General features: G+C 65.0%; 15 protein-coding genes. 12 read left to right on the forward strand and 3 right to left on the reverse strand.

Annotated features, from left to right (window positions below):
• Positions 1-14: 14 nt before the first annotated feature.
• Positions 15-1220: an efflux RND transporter periplasmic adaptor subunit gene (locus FRZ44_RS03120; protein ID WP_151175795.1), complete on the reverse strand. Its 1206-nt coding sequence runs from the start codon at positions 1218-1220 to the stop codon at positions 15-17.
• Between the two features lie 287 nt (positions 1221-1507).
• On the opposite strand from FRZ44_RS03120, the gene FRZ44_RS03125 reads away from it, so the two are divergent.
• Positions 1508-2137: a TetR/AcrR family transcriptional regulator C-terminal domain-containing protein gene (locus tag FRZ44_RS03125; protein WP_191908390.1), complete on the forward strand. Its 630-nt coding sequence runs from the start codon at positions 1508-1510 to the stop codon at positions 2135-2137.
• A 154-nt stretch (positions 2138-2291) separates the two neighbouring features.
• Here FRZ44_RS03125 and FRZ44_RS03130 read toward each other — a convergent pair whose 3' ends face one another.
• A complete protein-coding gene (locus FRZ44_RS03130) occupies positions 2292-3482 on the reverse strand; it encodes a thiolase family protein (RefSeq protein WP_151175797.1) in 1191 nt (396 codons plus the stop codon).
• A 259-nt stretch (positions 3483-3741) separates the two neighbouring features.
• Here FRZ44_RS03130 and FRZ44_RS03135 point away from each other — a divergent pair, with 259 nt between their 5' ends.
• From FRZ44_RS03135 to FRZ44_RS03180, 10 genes are all read left to right on the forward strand, one after another.
• Positions 3742-6039, forward strand: coding sequence for a PAS domain S-box protein (locus FRZ44_RS03135; protein ID WP_151175798.1), 2298 nt, complete (start codon positions 3742-3744; stop codon positions 6037-6039).
• A gap of 284 nt (positions 6040-6323) precedes the next feature.
• Positions 6324-6659 (forward strand): response regulator transcription factor, encoded by a 336-nt coding sequence (locus tag FRZ44_RS03140; protein WP_407658049.1) that lies wholly within the window; start codon positions 6324-6326, stop codon positions 6657-6659.
• A gap of 213 nt (positions 6660-6872) precedes the next feature.
• Entirely contained in the window at positions 6873-7499 is a 627-nt protein-coding gene (locus tag FRZ44_RS03145; protein ID WP_151175800.1) for a response regulator transcription factor, read from the forward strand.
• Positions 7500-7704: 205 nt separating this feature from the next.
• Positions 7705-8175 carry a MarR family winged helix-turn-helix transcriptional regulator gene (locus tag FRZ44_RS03150; protein WP_151175801.1) on the forward strand — a complete coding sequence of 157 codons (471 nt, stop codon included), beginning with the start codon at positions 7705-7707 and terminating at the stop codon, positions 8173-8175.
• Positions 8176-8219: 44 nt separating this feature from the next.
• Positions 8220-9338: an HlyD family secretion protein gene (locus tag FRZ44_RS03155; protein ID WP_151175802.1), complete on the forward strand. Its 1119-nt coding sequence runs from the start codon at positions 8220-8222 to the stop codon at positions 9336-9338.
• Positions 9335-10936 (forward strand): DHA2 family efflux MFS transporter permease subunit, encoded by a 1602-nt coding sequence (locus FRZ44_RS03160; RefSeq protein WP_225308529.1) that lies wholly within the window; start codon positions 9335-9337, stop codon positions 10934-10936. The genes FRZ44_RS03155 and FRZ44_RS03160 overlap by 4 nt, the downstream gene beginning before the upstream one ends.
• Before the next feature lie 239 nt (positions 10937-11175).
• A complete protein-coding gene (msrA, locus tag FRZ44_RS03165; RefSeq protein WP_151175803.1) occupies positions 11176-11853 on the forward strand; it encodes a peptide-methionine (S)-S-oxide reductase MsrA in 678 nt (225 codons plus the stop codon).
• A 282-nt stretch (positions 11854-12135) separates the two neighbouring features.
• Entirely contained in the window at positions 12136-12681 is a 546-nt protein-coding gene (locus FRZ44_RS03170) for a hypothetical protein (protein WP_151175804.1), read from the forward strand.
• Between the two features lie 45 nt (positions 12682-12726).
• Positions 12727-14010, forward strand: a complete 1284-nt coding sequence (locus tag FRZ44_RS03175; RefSeq protein WP_225308530.1) for a CapA family protein — start codon at positions 12727-12729, stop codon at positions 14008-14010.
• A 279-nt stretch (positions 14011-14289) separates the two neighbouring features.
• Positions 14290-14583, forward strand: a complete 294-nt coding sequence (locus tag FRZ44_RS03180; protein WP_151175805.1) for a WYL domain-containing protein — start codon at positions 14290-14292, stop codon at positions 14581-14583.
• A gap of 112 nt (positions 14584-14695) precedes the next feature.
• On the opposite strand, the gene FRZ44_RS03185 is transcribed toward FRZ44_RS03180, so the two are convergent.
• Complete coding sequence (locus FRZ44_RS03185) at positions 14696-15112, reverse strand: CBS domain-containing protein (protein ID WP_151175806.1); 417 nt, start codon at positions 15110-15112, stop codon at positions 14696-14698.
• 280 nt (positions 15113-15392) lie between these two features.
• On the opposite strand from FRZ44_RS03185, the gene FRZ44_RS03190 reads away from it, so the two are divergent.
• On the forward strand, positions 15393-16439 hold the full coding sequence (locus tag FRZ44_RS03190; RefSeq protein ID WP_151175807.1) for a hypothetical protein: 1047 nt from the start codon (positions 15393-15395) through the stop codon (positions 16437-16439).
• The last annotated feature ends 8 nt before the right edge of the window (positions 16440-16447 follow it).

Genomic DNA, 16447 nt, shown 5'->3' on the forward strand with positions numbered 1-16447 from the left:
GTGCGGGTTACGCTCTACTGCGCTTGGGTGGCGCCGGCGGGAGCGGCGGTTGGCGTGGCGGCGGCCGTAGGAGCGGGTGCCGGGGGCAGCTCGACCGGCTTCACGACCGCGCCCGGTTGTATCTTCTGCAGCCCGGCGACGATGACCCTGTCGCCGGGATTGAGACCGCTTTCGACGATCCAGTTGGGACCTTGCGTGCGGCTCACCGCGATGGCCCGCACCACGACCTTGTTGTCGGGGTCGACGATCATGACGGTCGGATTGCCCTTGGCATCGCGCGCGACCGCGGCCTCGGGCACGAGCAAAGCGTGCTCGTCGATGCCCTCCTGCAGGCGCGCGCGCACGAACATGCCCGGCAGCAGGACCTGGTCGGGGTTCGCAAAGATGGCCCGCAGCTTCACGCTGCCGGTGTTCAGGTCGACGGTGATGTCGGTGAATTCGAGCCTGCCGTCCAGCGGATAGAGCGTGCCGTCGTCGAGGATGATCTGGACCTTGACCTCGTTCGGGCCGGCGGCCTGAAGCTGCCCGTTGGCCAGCTCGCGGCGCATCCGCAGAAGGTCGACCGTCGACTGGGTGACGTCCACATAGATCGGGTCGGTCTGCTGCACGGTCGCCATCAGGGTGGCGTTGCTCGCCTGCACATAGGCGCCCTGCGTGACCTCGGCCCCGCCGATGGTGCCGGTGATGGGCGAGGTCACGGCGGTGTAGCCGAGATTGATCTGCGCGGCTTCGACGGCGGCCTTGCCGGCGGCGACGTCCGCGGCGGCCTGCCCGTTGGCCGCGACCGCGTTGTCATACTGCTGCCTGCTGACGTCGGAGGACGCCACCAGCGCCTTGAAGCGGGCCTCCTGCGCGGCGGTCGAAACGAGATTGGCCTGGGCCCGTTGCAGCATGGCATTGGCACTGTCGAGCGCCGCCTGGTAGGGCGCCGGGTCGATCTGGTAGAGGCGCTGACCGGCCGTGACGTGTGCGCCCTCCTCGAAGTCGCGGCTTTGGACGATGCCGTCGACCCGCGCCCGCACCTGAGCGATCAGAAAGGCCGAGACGCGGCCCGGCAGCTCCGTCGTGATCGCCACGCTTTGCGGCTGCAGCGTGACGACGCCGACCTCGAAGGGTGCGGGCGGCGGCGCCGATTGCTTCTTCTCACAAGCCGTCAGGGCCGAAAGCGACAGGAGAGCGACGGCGCAAAGCAGGCTGAGGCGAAATCGGGCAACGCGCATCAAGGCAACCCCCGTATCAAACCGGCTCTCCGGACAAGGCGGCACGCGCCCTTGTCAGTGGCGGCGGCATTTCCTCGACGAACAGATGCTTTTGGATTCAGGCGCCGAAGCCACGGGTGAGAACAGTCGCCATCGTGGGCTCGGGCGCGGAAGCGCGCGACATCGGATCAGTTGCAGCCGCAAGCGGCTGGATCGAGGGGAAAGGAAACGGTACGGTACCGTACCGCCAATGGGACGGCAAGCGGGCGAGGGCGTTTATGCCGGGAATCAGGTCTAAAAATAGCGTAATGAAATCTCGTCGTGGCGGCCGCCCGAAGGCGGGCGAGCGGTTGCAACGCGAGCGTCACATTCTCGACGTCGCCGGCGAGACCTTTCTCCGGCTCGGCTTCGACGGAACGACGATGGATGCCGTGGCGGAGCGGGCGCGGATCTCGAAGCGCACGCTCTATGCGCGCTACCGGGACAAGGCGGCGCTGTTCAATGCCGTGCTGGGCGGGCTCATCGACCATTGGCTCGTGCCGATAGACCGGTTCCAATCCGGGCAAGGCGCGTTGAAGGAGACGCTGCTCACGCTCGCCCGCTATCTCTCCCTGTTCGCCCTCACTCCGCAGTCCGTCGGCGTGACCCGCATTCTCATCGCCGAATCTGAGCGCCAGCCCGGCTTCGGCCGCATGGCGATCGAGAGCGGGAGGCGGCCCGCGTTGCGCGTGATCGCCTCGATTCTGCGGCGCCATCGTGCAGAGCTCCGCCGCGTCGATCTCGACATGGCTGCGGAGCATTTCATGAATCTGGTGGTCGACGGCCATCTGCAGCTGGCCTGCCTCGGCGTCCAATCGAGCCGCCGGCAGATCGAGCACAGGGTCCGCACCGCCGTGGACATGTTCCTCTCCGGCGTGCGTCGGCGCGGCATGGCCTAGAGCCGGCCTCCCGTACGCGTCGGTCCCGGGCGATCGCCCGATGGAGCGGCATCGGAGTCATGGCTGTAACGCTTCGATCACCTTCGGATCGTTCAGCGGCGTCTCGTATGTCGCGCGGCTCACTGCCTTCGCGGGTTGACGCGGGGCCCGCCCTCTAGGCGATCGTCTCGATTGCGAGCGCGATGCCCTGGCCGCCGCCGATGCAGAGCGTGACGATGCCGCGCTTGAGGCCGTCGCGGCGCATCGAATGAATCAGGCGTGTGGTGAGCACCGCGCCGGTGGCACCGATCGGATGGCCATGGGCGATGGCGCCACCCTCGACATTGACGATGTCCTCCGGCAGGCCCAGCTCGCGCGTCACGGCGATGGCGATGGCGGCGAAGGCCTCGTTGATCTCGACCCGATCGAGATCGCCGATACTCCATCCGGCCCGCGTCAGCGCCTGCTTCACGGCGGGGATCGGCCCCAGTCCGAACATGCCAGGCTCGACCGCCGCGATTCCGTAGGCGGCGAGGCGGGCGACAGGCTCGAGGCGACGCGCCTCCGCCCAGCGCTCTTCCGTCAGCAGCATGGCGGCGGCACCGCTGTTCAATCCCGGCGCATTGCCCGCGGTGATCGATCCCTCGTCGCGGAACGCGGGCTTCAACGCCGCCAGTTTCTCGAGTGTGGTCTCCGGCCGATTAGCCTCGTCCGCCTCGAAGAAGGCTGGGCCTTTGCGGTCGCCGGTCGCGACCGGGACAATTTCCGTCTTGAACCTGCCCGCCCTCTGCGCGGCCGCGAAGCGCTGCTGCGAGCGCAGAGCCCAGCGGTCCTGCGCCTCGCGTCCGATCTGGAACTTCTGCGCCAGATCTTCGGTATGCCACCCCGAGGCGCGGTCGGAAAAGGCGTCGTAGAGTCCGTCATGCAGCATGCTGTCGACGAGCTGGCCATCGCCCATGCGATAGCCGCGACGGGCCTGCGGGATCAGATAGGGTGCCAGATCCATATTCTCCATGCCGCCGGCGACGGCGCTGTCGATCGCGCCCAACAGGATCTCCTGTGCCACCGAGACGACCGCCTGCGCGCCCGAGCCACAGACGCGATTGACCGTCATGGCGGGAACCGTCACCGGCAGGCCGCCATGGATCGCCGCCTGGCGGGCGGGGTTCATCTTGGCACCGGCCTGGATCACCTGGCCCATCGCCACCGTATCGACGGCCCCGGGCTCGAGCCCGGCACGCTGGAGGGTCGCCCTGATCGCGACCGCACCCAGATCGGGTGCCGGAACGCTCTTGAGGGTGCCGCCGAAGGCACCGATCGCGGTGCGGACAGGGCTCACGAAAACAACCGAGCGGGAGGATCTCATGGCTGATCTCCTTCGATCCAGGTCACGGGCGGGGCGCCACCCCGGATATAGGCGCATATGCGCCTAAAGCAAGCGCTCATCGCGTGAATCCCCTGACCGGCGGTCGGCCGAGCGCCGGTTCCAGGGTCGTTTCCTGCTAGATTCCGGCTGGCGCAGCGGCTCGGAATCGTCGCCGATCCGGGTTCGTCGCTGGGCTGTTCGGATCGGAGCCGATGGGGCGGGCGACCTCGAACGGATCGGGTGGGGCAAAGCCAGGGGCATGAGCGGTCTCGCGCAGATTTCGAAGGCGCTTGCCGGCGTCAGGGGGGTGGCGGCGCGCATCACCGGCCATCTCGCGGGGACTTCCTGGCCGTCGCTGACGTCCGGCGCCTCGCTCTCGCCGGCGTCGGACGGGGCTGCGCGGTTCCGGCATCTTGGCCTTTTATGGCTCTTCGGTGGCATCGCGCTTGCCCTCGTCACGTTGCTTTGCTTCACGCTGGGCCTCGACGACGCGACGACGGCCTTTGCCTTCCTCATCGTCATCGTCCTCCTGTCCTTGATGGACAGCTTCGTCTCGTCGGCGATTTTTTCGATCGTCGCGGTCGGCTGTCTGGACTATTTCTTCATTCCACCGGTCTTCGCCTTCGAAGTATCGGACACGCAGGATCTCACCGTGCTCGCGGCCTTCCTGATCGCGTCGCTGGCCGTGACAAGCCTCGTGCGGCGGTTGCGCCGCCTGGATGAACTGAAGCGCGAGCAGGCGCAACTCCTCGATCTCACCAGCGACTCGGTCTTCGTCTGCGATATCGAGGACCGGATCGTCTATTGGAATCGCAGCGCGGCGGAGCTCTATGGGTGGAGCCGCAGCGAGGCCCTCGGCAAGAACGCACAGCAGCTGTTGCAGGCGGTCTATCCCGCTCCCCTCGGCGAGATCATGGAATCGCTGTCGCGCACCGGACGCTGGGAGGGGGAACTCCGCCACACGACGCGCGATGGGCGAAAGATCATCACCTCCAGCCGCTGGTCCCTGCAGCGGGATGCGCGTGGGCGGCCGATCGGCACGCTCGAAACCAACACCGACATCACCGAGCGCAAACGGGCCGAGGATGCGCTGCGGCAGAGCCAGGCGGCCTATCTGGCCGAAGCCCAGAAGCTCAGCCACACGGGCAGTTTCGGCTGGAGCGTGGCGACGGGGGAGATCCTCTGGTCGGGCGAGAGCTTCCAGATCTTCGAGTACGAGCCGGTCGCCAAGGTCTCCCTCGACATGGTGATGAACCGTGTCCATCCGGAGGATGCCGAACTCGTGCGTGAGACGATCGAGCGCGCCGCCAGGCACGGCGAGGATTTCGATTTCGAGCATCGATTGCTGATGCCCGGCGGCGCGGTCAAGCACGTCCACATCGTCGCTCGCGCCGTGACCGACGAATCCGGGGACACCGAATTCGTCGGAGCGATGATGGATATCACCACGGCGAAGGAGGCGGAAAACAGGGCACAGCTGATCATCGATACCGTCCCGGGCCTGATCTGGCATGCACGCCCCGACGGTTCGTTCGACTTCATCAGCCAGCGCTGGCTGGAATTCGCGGGGCAGACGTCGGTCGAGAGACTGAGCGAGGGCTGGAGCGAGCAGATCCACCCCGCCGAGATCGAGCAGGTGCGCGCGCGATGGGCGAGGGCGGTCGCTGAGGTCAAGCCCTTCGAGGTCGAAGCTCGGTTCCGGCGGTTCGACGGCGAGTATCGCTGGCTGCTGGTTCAGGCCCTTCCCCTGCTCGACAGCTCGGGAAACCTTCTGGGCTGGTACGGGAACGACATCGACATCCATGACCGGAAGCAGACAGAGGAGGCATTGCGCCAGGCGCAAGGGGAACTCGCCCATGTCAACCGGGTGACCACGATGGGAGAGCTGACCGCCGCCCTGGCCCACGAGATCAATCAGCCGATCGGCGCCGCCGTCACCAACGCCGAGAGCTGCCTGAGCTGGCTCGCCGGCGACAATCCGAATATCGAGGAGGCGCGCGCCGCTGCCGGCAACATCGTGAGGGACGGGATGCGCGCCGCCGAGATCATCACTCGGATCCGCCGGCTCTTCAAGAAAGACACCTCGCTGCGCGAACTGGTCGATGTCAACAACGTCATCGGCGAGATGATCGGCATCCTGCGAAACGAAGCGATAAGATACGCGATAGCGATCAGGACGGAGCTGGACGCGGATCTCCCTCCAGTCATGGGCGACCGCGTGCAGCTGCAGCAGGTGGTGATGAACCTGATGCTCAACAGCATCGACGCGATGAAGACCATGGACGGCAGGCGCATCCTCGATATCCGGTCCCGGCGAACGGATGAGGATGAAGTCATGATTTCCGTCAGAGATACCGGCGTGGGATTGCCCCCGCAGCCTGCCGAGCGGATCTTCGATGCGTTCTTTACCACCAAGCCCGACGGCACCGGCATGGGGCTGTCGATCAGCCGCGCCATCATCGCCGCGCATGGGGGCCGCTTGTGGGCGGCCGACAACGCGCCGCGCGGCGCCATATTTCACCTGACGGTGCCTGTGGAAGCGGATCCTTCAGGATAAGGCTTCGCTCCCGCGCGGTTCATCTTGGTTAACGCTATCGCTGCAGTTGCGAATGGCAGCGACCTTTGGTCGCGATGGATCGGGGCGACTTACACCAAGGTACAATATCGAGCGCCCTCTCTTTGTCCGATCCTCCCTGGTCAATGTGTCGGGCGCGGGCCTTTGTGCGGCGCCAGGCCGGGTCTCAGCAGTAGCCGGCACGGGAAGGTTGGATTTTGCCGAACAAGCCCTTGATCTCGATTGTCGACGACGATGAATCGCTTCGCAAAGCAACAAAGGGGTTGATGAGGGCGCTGGGGTTCCTGGCAGAGACCTTCGCGAGTGCCGAGGAGTTTCTGAAGTTCGATCGCCTGCGCAGCACGGACTGTCTGATCGCGGATGTGCAGATGCCTGGAATGAGCGGACTGGAGCTGCACCGGCGCCTGGTCGCGACGGGCGAATCCATCCCGACCATCCTCATCACCGCCTATCCCGACGACAGCATGAAGGCGCGCGCCCTCGAGGCCGGCGTCATCTGCTATCTCGCCAAGCCCTTCAGCAAGGATCGCCTCCTGGTTTGCATCAATTCCGCCCTTGATCGCGATCAAGCGGAAGGGGACAAGCCCGACGATCCGAAATGACACCGGCGCCAGTTCGCGTGAGGGCACGCGCTGGACCGGGACTCGCAAGCTTGCCAGACTGTTGCCAGTTCTTGTTGCGGATGAGGAGCGACGCGCAGCTGTGACAGAGCGAAGGGTGGCTTCGCCCGCTGGCCGGCCGGGATCGAACGAGAGCCCCGAACCGCCGTTCGAGAGGCTCCCGAACCCGCCAAGGGGACGAGCCGGGAGCGTTGCATGACGGTGCAGCGAGGCGTCGTCTTCGTCATCGACGACGATGCCGCCACGCGCGAATCCCTTCAGGGTCTCCTTCGCTCGGTCGGCCTGGAGGTGCACGCGTTCAGCTCGGCCCGCGAGTTTCTCGAGTTCAAGATGACCGATGCGCCCGGCTGTCTCGTCCTCGATGTACGATTGCCCGGCAAGAGCGGGTTGGATCTCCAGCATGAGCTGTCGAGATCGAACATCCATCTTCCGATCATTTTCATCACCGGCTACGGCGATATTCCGATGACGGTACGGGCCATGAAGGCAGGCGCCGTCGAGTTCCTGGCCAAACCCTTCCGCGGTCAGGATCTGCTGGATGCGGTCTGGCTGGCGCTCGAGAAAAGCCGGGCGTGGCGGCAGGATCGGGCGGCTCTCGCCAGCCTTCGGGAATGCTACGAATCCCTGACCGCGCGCGAGCGGGAAGTCATGGCCCTCATCGTCACGGGTCGGCTCAACAAGCAGGTTGCCGCCGAGCTCGATGTGGGCGAGGTCACCGTCAAGGTTCACCGTGGAAACGTCATGCGCAAGATGCGGGTGAGGTCCCTCGCGGAACTGGTGCGTGTCGCAGACAAGCTCGGTCTTTTCGAGCCGAGGTCGTAGCGCCGCCCGCGACCGGGTGCTCGGTCCCGGCCAGTCCTTGAGGGGAACGCACGGAGCGCGGCCGAAGGGCGCTGGCGGCTCAGTAAATATTTGAAAATGTAAGATAAATATCGGCATCCGTCGGGCCGAGCTTCCTTGACTTGACGTGCGCGTATATGCGCCTATATTAAGCGCATATACGCTTAAATCATTTGAAGGGGCGATCATGCTGTCCGCCGAAGGCTTCCCGAGACCCGATCTCTGCCACTGCCTGGCGCTGCGCCAGGCCGCCCGCCATGTGACCCAGTTCTACGACCGGTTCCTCGTCCCCACGGGCCTGCGCGCCAGTCAGTTCGGGATCCTTGCCAGGCTGCGGCGGCTCGGGCCGATGACGATCAATACACTGGCGAAGGAGCTGGTGCTGGACCGCACCACGCTCGGCCGCAACATTCTCCCGCTCGAGCGCGAGGGGCTGATCGAGATCAAGCCGAGCCGGACCGACCGCCGCAGCAAGGAACTGCATCTGACGGAAGCCGGGCGTGAGCGGCTGCGCGCCGCCGCGAAGGGATGGCTCGAGGCACAGACCCAGTTCGAGGCGACCTTCGGGGGCGAGCAGAGCGCGGCGCTGCGCGCCAACCTTCATGCGATCAGCGCCCGCGATCTCGGTGTCGGCGACGCCGGCGAGATTGATCTGTGATCTCCCGTTCGAACTCCTAGCCGCTCTCCCCACGGAGACCCGTCATGAACGCCGTCGTTCTGGACCGGACCCTGGTTTCCCTCCCGCCCAAGGACGCGCTCAAGAAGCGCCTCAGGCGGATTCTGCCGATCGGCCTCGGACTCGCGATCGCGGTCGGTGCCCTCTGGTATGGCTATGACTGGTGGCGCGCGGGGCGTTTCATCGAGAGCACCGACGATGCCTATGTCGGCGGCGACGTGACCGTGATCTCGCCCAAGGTCTCGGGCCTGATCGCCCAGGTCGCCGTCACCGACAACCAGATCGTTCACGCGGGCGACCTGCTGGTGAAGCTCGACGATCGCGATTATCAGGCGTCCCTGGCCAAGGCCGAGGCCGCGGTCGCGGCCGAGCAGGCGACGCTCGCCAATCTCGACGCGACGCGCCGGCTGCAGGAGGCGGTCATCGCCCAGATGCAGGCCGACATCGCGGCGACCGATGCCGAGACCGTGCGCGCCCGCGACGATCAGAGCCGCTATCAGAAGCTGCTGGCGACCGCCGACGCCTCGACCCAGCGCTTCCAGCAGGCCGACGCGACCTACAAGGCCGCGATCGCCAACGGACAGAAGGCGCGCGCGGCCCTCGACGCCGCCCAGCGCCAGCTCGACGTCATCGACACCCAGAAGCAGCAGGCCCAGGCAGCCCTCGCGCAGGCCGTGGCCGAGCGCGAACTGGCCCGGCTCGATGTCGGCTATACCGAGCTGCGGGCGCCCATCGACGGCGTCATCGGCAATCGCGCGGCGCGCGACGGCGCCTACGCCACGATCGGCGCGCGGCTCCTGGCGGTCGTGCCGGCCCACGGCCTCTGGGTCGATGCCAATTTCAAGGAGAGCCAGCTCGCCCGGATGGCGCCGGGGCAGGGAGCCATGGTCGAGGCCGATGTGCTGCCGGGCCGCCAGTTCCATGGCCATGTGGCGAGCCTGGCGCCGGCGACGGGCGCTTTGTTCAGCGTGCTGCCGCCCGAGAACGCCACCGGCAATTTCACCAAGATCGTGCAGCGGGTGCCGGTGCGCATCCTGCTCGACGGCGACGCCTCCGAGCTGGGGCTGCTGCGTCCCGGCCTCTCGGTCACGGTCTCGGTCGATCTGCGGCCGGCCGGCGGAGATGCCCAGAGAGACGCCCCGTGAGCGCTCTCGCGTCGAGGGCGGCCGACGGATTCTTCACCGATCCGGCGCAGCTCTCGATGCCGGCAAAGGTCTTCGCCTTCGCCCCCATGTGCGTCGGCTTCTTCATCGCGCTCCTCGACATCCAGATCGTCTCGGCCTCGCTGGCCGACATCGGCGGCGGCCTTTCCGCCAGCCCCGACGAGGTCTCCTGGGTCCAGATCAGCTATTTGATCGCCGAGATCATCGTGATTCCGCTTTCGGGCTGGCTGTCGCGGGTGATGTCGACCCGCTGGCTGTTCTGCGTCTCGGCTGTCGGTTTCACGCTGACCAGCCTGCTCTGCGGCTGGGCCTGGAACATCCAGAGCATGATCGTCTTCCGCGCGGCTCAGGGCTTCCTCGGCGGCTCCATGATCCCGACCGTCTTCACCACCGCCTTCATCTTCTTCGCCGGCCATCAGCGTGTGATCGCGGCGGCCACCGTGGGCGCGCTCGCCTCGCTGGCGCCGACCCTGGGCCCGACCGTCGGCGGCTGGATCACCGACAGCTATTCCTGGCACTGGTTGTTCTTCGTCAATCTGGTGCCGGGCATCTTCGTGGCGGTGACGGTCCCGATCCTGGTGCGGATCGACCGGCCCGACTGGTCGCTGCTGCGCGGCGCCGATTATCTCGGCATGGTTCTGATGGCGATCTTCCTCGGCTGCGTTGCCTATACGCTGGAGGAAGGCCCGCGCTGGAACTGGCTCGAGGACGACACCATCCGCACCACGGCCTGGACCGCGGGGATCTCCGGCCTGCTCTTCGTCTGGCGCAGCTTCGCCTTCGCCAATCCCATCGTCGATCTGCGCGCGCTCAAGAGCCGTAATTTCGCGCTGGGCTGCTTCTTCTCCTTCGTCACCGGCGTCGGCATCTTCGCGACCATCTATCTGACGCCGATCTTCCTGGCCCATGTCCGGGGCTTCAGCGCCTTCCAGATCGGGCTTGCCATCTTCTCCACCGGCGTCTTCCAGATCCTGGGGATCCCGATCTATACCTTCTGCGCCCGGCGCATCGACCTGCGCTGGCTGATGATGTTCGGCCTCGGCTGCTTCGCCATCAGCATGTGGAACTTCACGCCCATCACCCATGACTGGGGCTGGCAGGAGCTGCTGCTGCCGCAGGCCTTCCGCGGCTTCGCCCAGCAGTTCGCCGTGGCGCCCGCCGTGACCCTGACCCTGGGGGCGCTGGCCCCGAACCGGCTCAAGCTCGCTTCGGGCCTCTTCAATCTGATGCGCAATCTGGGCGGGGCCATCGGCATCGCGGCCTGCGCCACCATCCTCAACGACCGCACCAACCTGCATTTCCTGCGGCTGGCGGATCACCTGAACGCGACCAACACGGCGCTGACCGAGCTGATGACGCGCGTCGGGACGATCTACAGCGACGCGATGGGCGGCGACGCGCTCGCCGGTCAGACCGCGGCCTTCAAGCAGCTCTGGGCCCTCACCTGGCGCGAGGCGCAGGTGCAGACCTTCTCCGACGCGTTCTGGATCATCTTCGTCTGCTTCGTCATCGCGACCGCGATGGTGCCGCTGATGCGGAAGGTCGCGCCGCCCAAGGCGCCGACGGCCGACGCGCATTGAGCGGATGACGACGCCGCGGCTCGTATCGCCTCCGGCGGTCGCTATTGTCGTCGGCCGCTTTTCATGGACAGCACCGAAGATCTCGATCTCAAGACGCTTCCATGCCCGGTCCTCGGTGGACGTCCGCTCCATCACGCCGTCTGAATTTAGCGTGATCGGCTTGCAGGGGGACCTCGCCATGCTCACTTCGTGGCGGCGGAGTGCTAGTCTCCGCGCAGACGAGCTCGGGAGGATCCGTCATGAAACATGTCCTGAAGATCGCCGGCGGTTGCGCCGTGCTGCTGCTGGGCCTGGCCACCAGCCAGATCGTGACTCATGCGACCGCGGGCGTGCCGATTCCCGATCCCGCGGTCGATGCACCGCTGGCGTCCTCGCCCGGCAAACAGATCGCGGTCCTCGCCGGCGGCTGCTTCTGGGGCATGCAGCTCGTGTTCGAGCATCTCAAGGGCGTCGAGCATGTGACGGCCGGCTATTCCGGCGGCGAGGCCTCGACCGCGGAATATGAGGTGGTGAGCTCAGGCACCACAGGCCATGCCGAATCGGTGCGGATCGAGTTCGATCCCTCGAAGGTCACCTATGGCGAGATCCTCAAGGTCTATTTCTCGGTGGCGCACAACCCGACCGAGCTCAACCGGCAGGGCCCCGATGAGGGCACGCAATACCGCTCCTCGATCTTCTATGCCGACGCCGAGCAGCAGAAGATCGCCGATGCCTATATCGCCCAGTTGAACGCGGCCGGAAACTATCCGTCGCCGATCGTGACGAAGGTGGTGCCGCTCAAGGCCTTCTATCCGGCCGAGGACTATCATCAGGACTACGCCGTGCGTAACCCCTACAACCCCTACATCATGATCAACGACGCGCCCAAGCTCGAGGATTTCAAAGCCGAGCTGCCGGCGCTCTATGTCGAGAAGTGATCTGGCAAGCTATCGACCCAGATCAAGATCGGCAGGTCGGCGCAGTCGAGGCGCTCGATCTCGGCGGCGACCAGGCAGCGGGCGCCCCTTCACACTCCGAGGTCGCACGTCGCCAAGACATCGACGGGCCGCGTAGCAACAAAGCCATCCGCGACGGCCATTGACTCAAGTCAATGGCTTGAGAGTGTCTCTGCGATGATACTGTCGGCGGGCTTCGTAAGGATTCCTTTCACCTCGGGGGAATCCGCAGGGCCCCTAGGCTGTTTTTGAGGAGCCCCTTGCATGAGTGTGATCGTCGTGGTGCGAGCGAGCGATGGACGTTCAACCTGGGTCGGCAGTGACACCCTGATATGCGGTGGCAATCTCAAACAGGATTATGGACCCAAATGGGTTGTCCACGCGCCATGGGCGATAGGCGTGGCGGGGCATTTGAGGACAGTGAACCTTATCGAGCAGAACATTGAAGGGCTCACGGGAAGCCTGAAGGGCGCCTATGATTTCGCGTTGCGAGCGCGCGAGATCATGAAATCCGACGGCTATCAGGGCGAGCCGGACGAACGCGGTCCAGTCGCGCTCGGTGGGACGCTCATTCTCGCCAATTCGGCGGGCGCATGGGTGATCGGGGCGGATTTTTCGATCACAACGGTCTCCCCAGGGACAGCGTGGGCGGAAGGAAGCGGCCGAGAGATTGCGCTGGGCGCCATCCATGCGCTGCAGTCGCTGGAGACCGTCTTCGCTCCGGACGACGTTCTCCGGCGTGCGATCGATGCGGCCATGGCGCTCGATATCAACTGCGGCGGCCATCCTTGGATCCACGAGGTCGCCTGAGCATGCGACGGCTATTCGGCCTCGTGCCGTACGCGATGTCCTCCGGTGCCAACGGTGCGATCCATGTTCACGTTGCCCCGTCGATCTGGTGTGGCTATGCCTCGCCGGATGTTGCTCCAACTTGCGGCACCGGGTATGTGGGCAATGGTCACGAAACCTGCGCAGTCGCGCACCCTTTCAAGAGAGCCGCACCCGATCCCGCGTGAAGCGCCGGGCCGTCGCGGCGATCTGGTGACGATCTGCGTGGTGGGTGATGTCATGACCGGCCGTGGCATCGATCAAATTCTTCCTCATCCCGGCAACCCCACCCTCTTCGAGCCCTATGCCGATTGCGCGGGCGACTATGTGGCGCTGGCGGAAGCGGCCCATGGGCCGATCCCGAAGCCGGTGGATTTTGCCTATGTCTGGGGCGATGCGCGGACCGAGCTGGAGCGGCGGCAGCCGCAGTGCAGGCTGGTCAACCTCGAAACAGCAGTGACGGCGAGCGCCGAGCCCATGCTCAAGGGCATCAACTACAAGATGAACCCGGCCAACATGCCCGTCCTCAGCGCCGCCGGGATCGAGGTCTGCGCGCTCGCCAACAATCATGTGCTCGATTGGGGAACATCGGGCCTGATCGACACATTGGAGAACCTGCACGCGGCTGGGATCCGCACGGCCGGCGCCGGACGCAACCGCGAAGAGGCCGGCGCGCCGGCGATTTATCCGATCCCGGGCGGCGGACGCCTGCTCGTCTTCGCCTTCGGATCGTCGACCAGCGGCATTCCGCGCAATTGGGCGGCGGCCGCAAACCGACCCGGCGTCAATCTGTTGCCCGACCTGTCCCCACGAACCTTGAGCGCCGTCGCGAAACAGCTGCGGACGAAGCAGCGACCGGGCGACATCGTGGTGGCGTCGGTCCATTGGGGCGGCAATTGGGGTTACGAGATTGGAGCTGAGGAGACCGACTTCGCACACGGGCTGGTCGAGGAGGCCGGCGTCGATCTGGTGCATGGCCATTCCTCGCATCACGTGAAGGCGATCGAGGTCTACCGGGACCGGCTGATCCTCTATGGCTGCGGAGATTTCCTCGACGATTACGAAGGAATTGTGGGCGAGGAAGGCTATCGCGACGATCTGGTGCTGCTCTATTTCGTGAGCGTCAGGCCCTCTGACGGCGCGCTGGCCGGACTCGCGATGGTGCCCTTCCAAATCCGCAAGTTCCGTCTCAATCGCGCTTCGCCTGGCGACGCCTCTTGGCTGCGCAATGTACTGACAAGGGAAGGCCGGAAGTTCGGAACGGCTGCGGAGGCAGAGCCGGATGGCGCCTTGAGCTTGCGTTGGCGCTGACGAGGACCATGGGATTCAACTTGCGGTCCCCCTCGGGCGGCCCCTGGGCCAGAGGGCCGGCCGATCGCCGTCGCCGTTCCTCGATCGGCCCCGCGCGCCCTTAATCTGGATCAATTCCCTGGCCCGCCGTTTCGGCTAGCTATACCTGACTTGCAAGGCGTGAGGCTGGCTACGAGTGCCGTCAGCCGTTAGCCGTCGCGCCTCGTCCGAGCCTGGCGCGGCGATGTTCTAGACGAGGAAACGAGACCCCAAGCTCGGTGCGAGAAGGAGGGAGCTGCGATGGAAGCGCACCAGATCTGCGATGCCATTCACAAACGGCAATGCGTCCGGTTTCGATACCGTGGCGGGATTCGGACTGTCGAACCTTATGCCTATGGCGTCGGCGATGGCGGCAAGCCGCTCCTCCGCGCCTACCAAGTGTCTGGTTACAGCCAGTCGCGCGAACAGGGCTGGAAGCTGTTCCATGTCGATGAGATCAGTGGTTTCACAGTCCTGGATGACAGTTTCGAAGCCCCGCGCGCCGGCTACATGCGCAACGATCCGACCATGACCAAGATCTATTGCGAGCTCTGACAGCAGAGACCTGCAGCGCGGTGTCGATGAGCATAAAGGTCGCCGCCAAGCTTCCGCCAGCCCGCCGAATGACTGCACCGGAATCAGCTTGGCGGGAACACCTTACCGCTTCTCAATGAGGCCAGGGCGAGGCGGCTTCCAGGACCGCGCCGGCCAGGTCATGTGAATAGCGCGCCAAGTCATCGACCGAAAGAAGGCCAACCATGACATCCTTATGGTTCATGACCGTCAAGCGCCGAACGTGCTTTTGCTCCATGATGCGGGCCGCTTCGGTGCAATCTTGATCCTCGAAGCAAGACGCGGCGTTACGGGACATGATGTCTCGTGCGGTCGCAATTGCCGGATCTTGGCCACCGGCAACGGCACGACAGCAGATATCCCGGTCCGTCAAGACGCCAATGACCTTCCCGTTTTCCCAGACGGCGAGCAGTCCGATGCCCGTCTGGTCCATCTTGCGGGCGCATTCCTGAACCGTGGTGTTGGGCGCGATCGTCTCAATCTTGGTCGACATCGCTTCCTTGACAAGCATGGCTACGTCTCCTCTGTCAGGATTGACGCTGCTGACAACTTGATTGGCATACTTTCTTCGCCAACCTCCGTCAGAATTGGGTGAACCCAAGAAAGCCGCATTGACACAGATCAGAACGGGGCTTCGATGCCGGACACGATCGTACGGACCGTGATGTGACAAGGCTGTTGACCCTCGTTAAGGTAAGTCGCTCATGTGACTCCCTGACCGCTGCCGAGGGTCGTGCAGAGGTGATGAGAAATGGGATGTCCATGGCAGGTCTCGATGCGAGGATCTCGGCATGCCAATAGCGCCAGAGGCTTCTCAGGGCCTCGATGGCGCGCTTGCCGCCAAGGTCCGTTTCCTCCTCCAGCCGGCAAGCTACCCAGAGCCGACGCAGGAGGTAAGAGCGATCGAAACCCATATGTCCTGGGTCTTCCTGACGGATCGTTTTGCGTACAAATTGAAAAAGCCGGTGCGATTTCCGTTCCTGGATTTTTCGACGGTCGAGCTGCGCAGGCATTTCTGCGAAGAGGAGATCCGACTGAACCGGCGCCTTGCACCGCGCGTGTATATCGGGACATTGCCGCTGACCGCCGCAGAAGGCGGCGCCCTGTCGATCGCCGGGACGGGCCACGCGATCGACTGGCTCGTCAAGATGCACCGGGTGAACGCCGAGCGGATGCTCGACTATGCCATCCAGCATGACACGGCCACGAGCGAAGACATCGATCGCCTGGCATGGCGGCTCGCCGCGTTCTATCGCGCCGCCCCGCCGGTAGAAATCACGCCACTCGAATACCGGCTGCGATTTGAGGCCGACGTGACGGGGAACTTGGAGGAGCTGAGGAAGTTCCAGGGCGTCCTGGATCCGAATGCCGTCGAGCGGATCCATTCGCGGCAGTTCGCCGTTCTCCGCGATGCATCTTGGCTCCTCGATCGACGGGTTGCCGAGCGCCGTATCATCGAGGCGCATGGCGATTTGCGGCCCGAGCATGTGCTGCTCGAGACCGACCCTCAGATCATCGATTGCCTGGAGTTCAAATTCGAGTATCGCGTGCTCGATCCGGTCGACGAGCTCGCATTTCTTGGCGTCGAATGCGAGATGCTGGGAGCAGCCGATGTCGGCATCACGGTTCTCGATCGCTATCGTCAATGTGCAAACGATGACCCGCCGTCGCGTTTGATCGACTTCTACCGGTGCTACCGCGCCTGCCTTCGGTCGAAGATCTCGATCTGGCACATCCGGGAGGCGACGGTGCGGGATCCCGCCCGCTGGCCCGCTCTGGCCAAGCGCTATCTGGCCCTTGCCGACCGCTACGCCGGGAAGCTCTTGTCAGGCTCCTGATCGCATCT

It is taken from the genome of Hypericibacter terrae, assembly GCF_008728855.1.
Taxonomy (GTDB): Bacteria; Pseudomonadota; Alphaproteobacteria; order Dongiales; family Dongiaceae; genus Hypericibacter; species Hypericibacter terrae.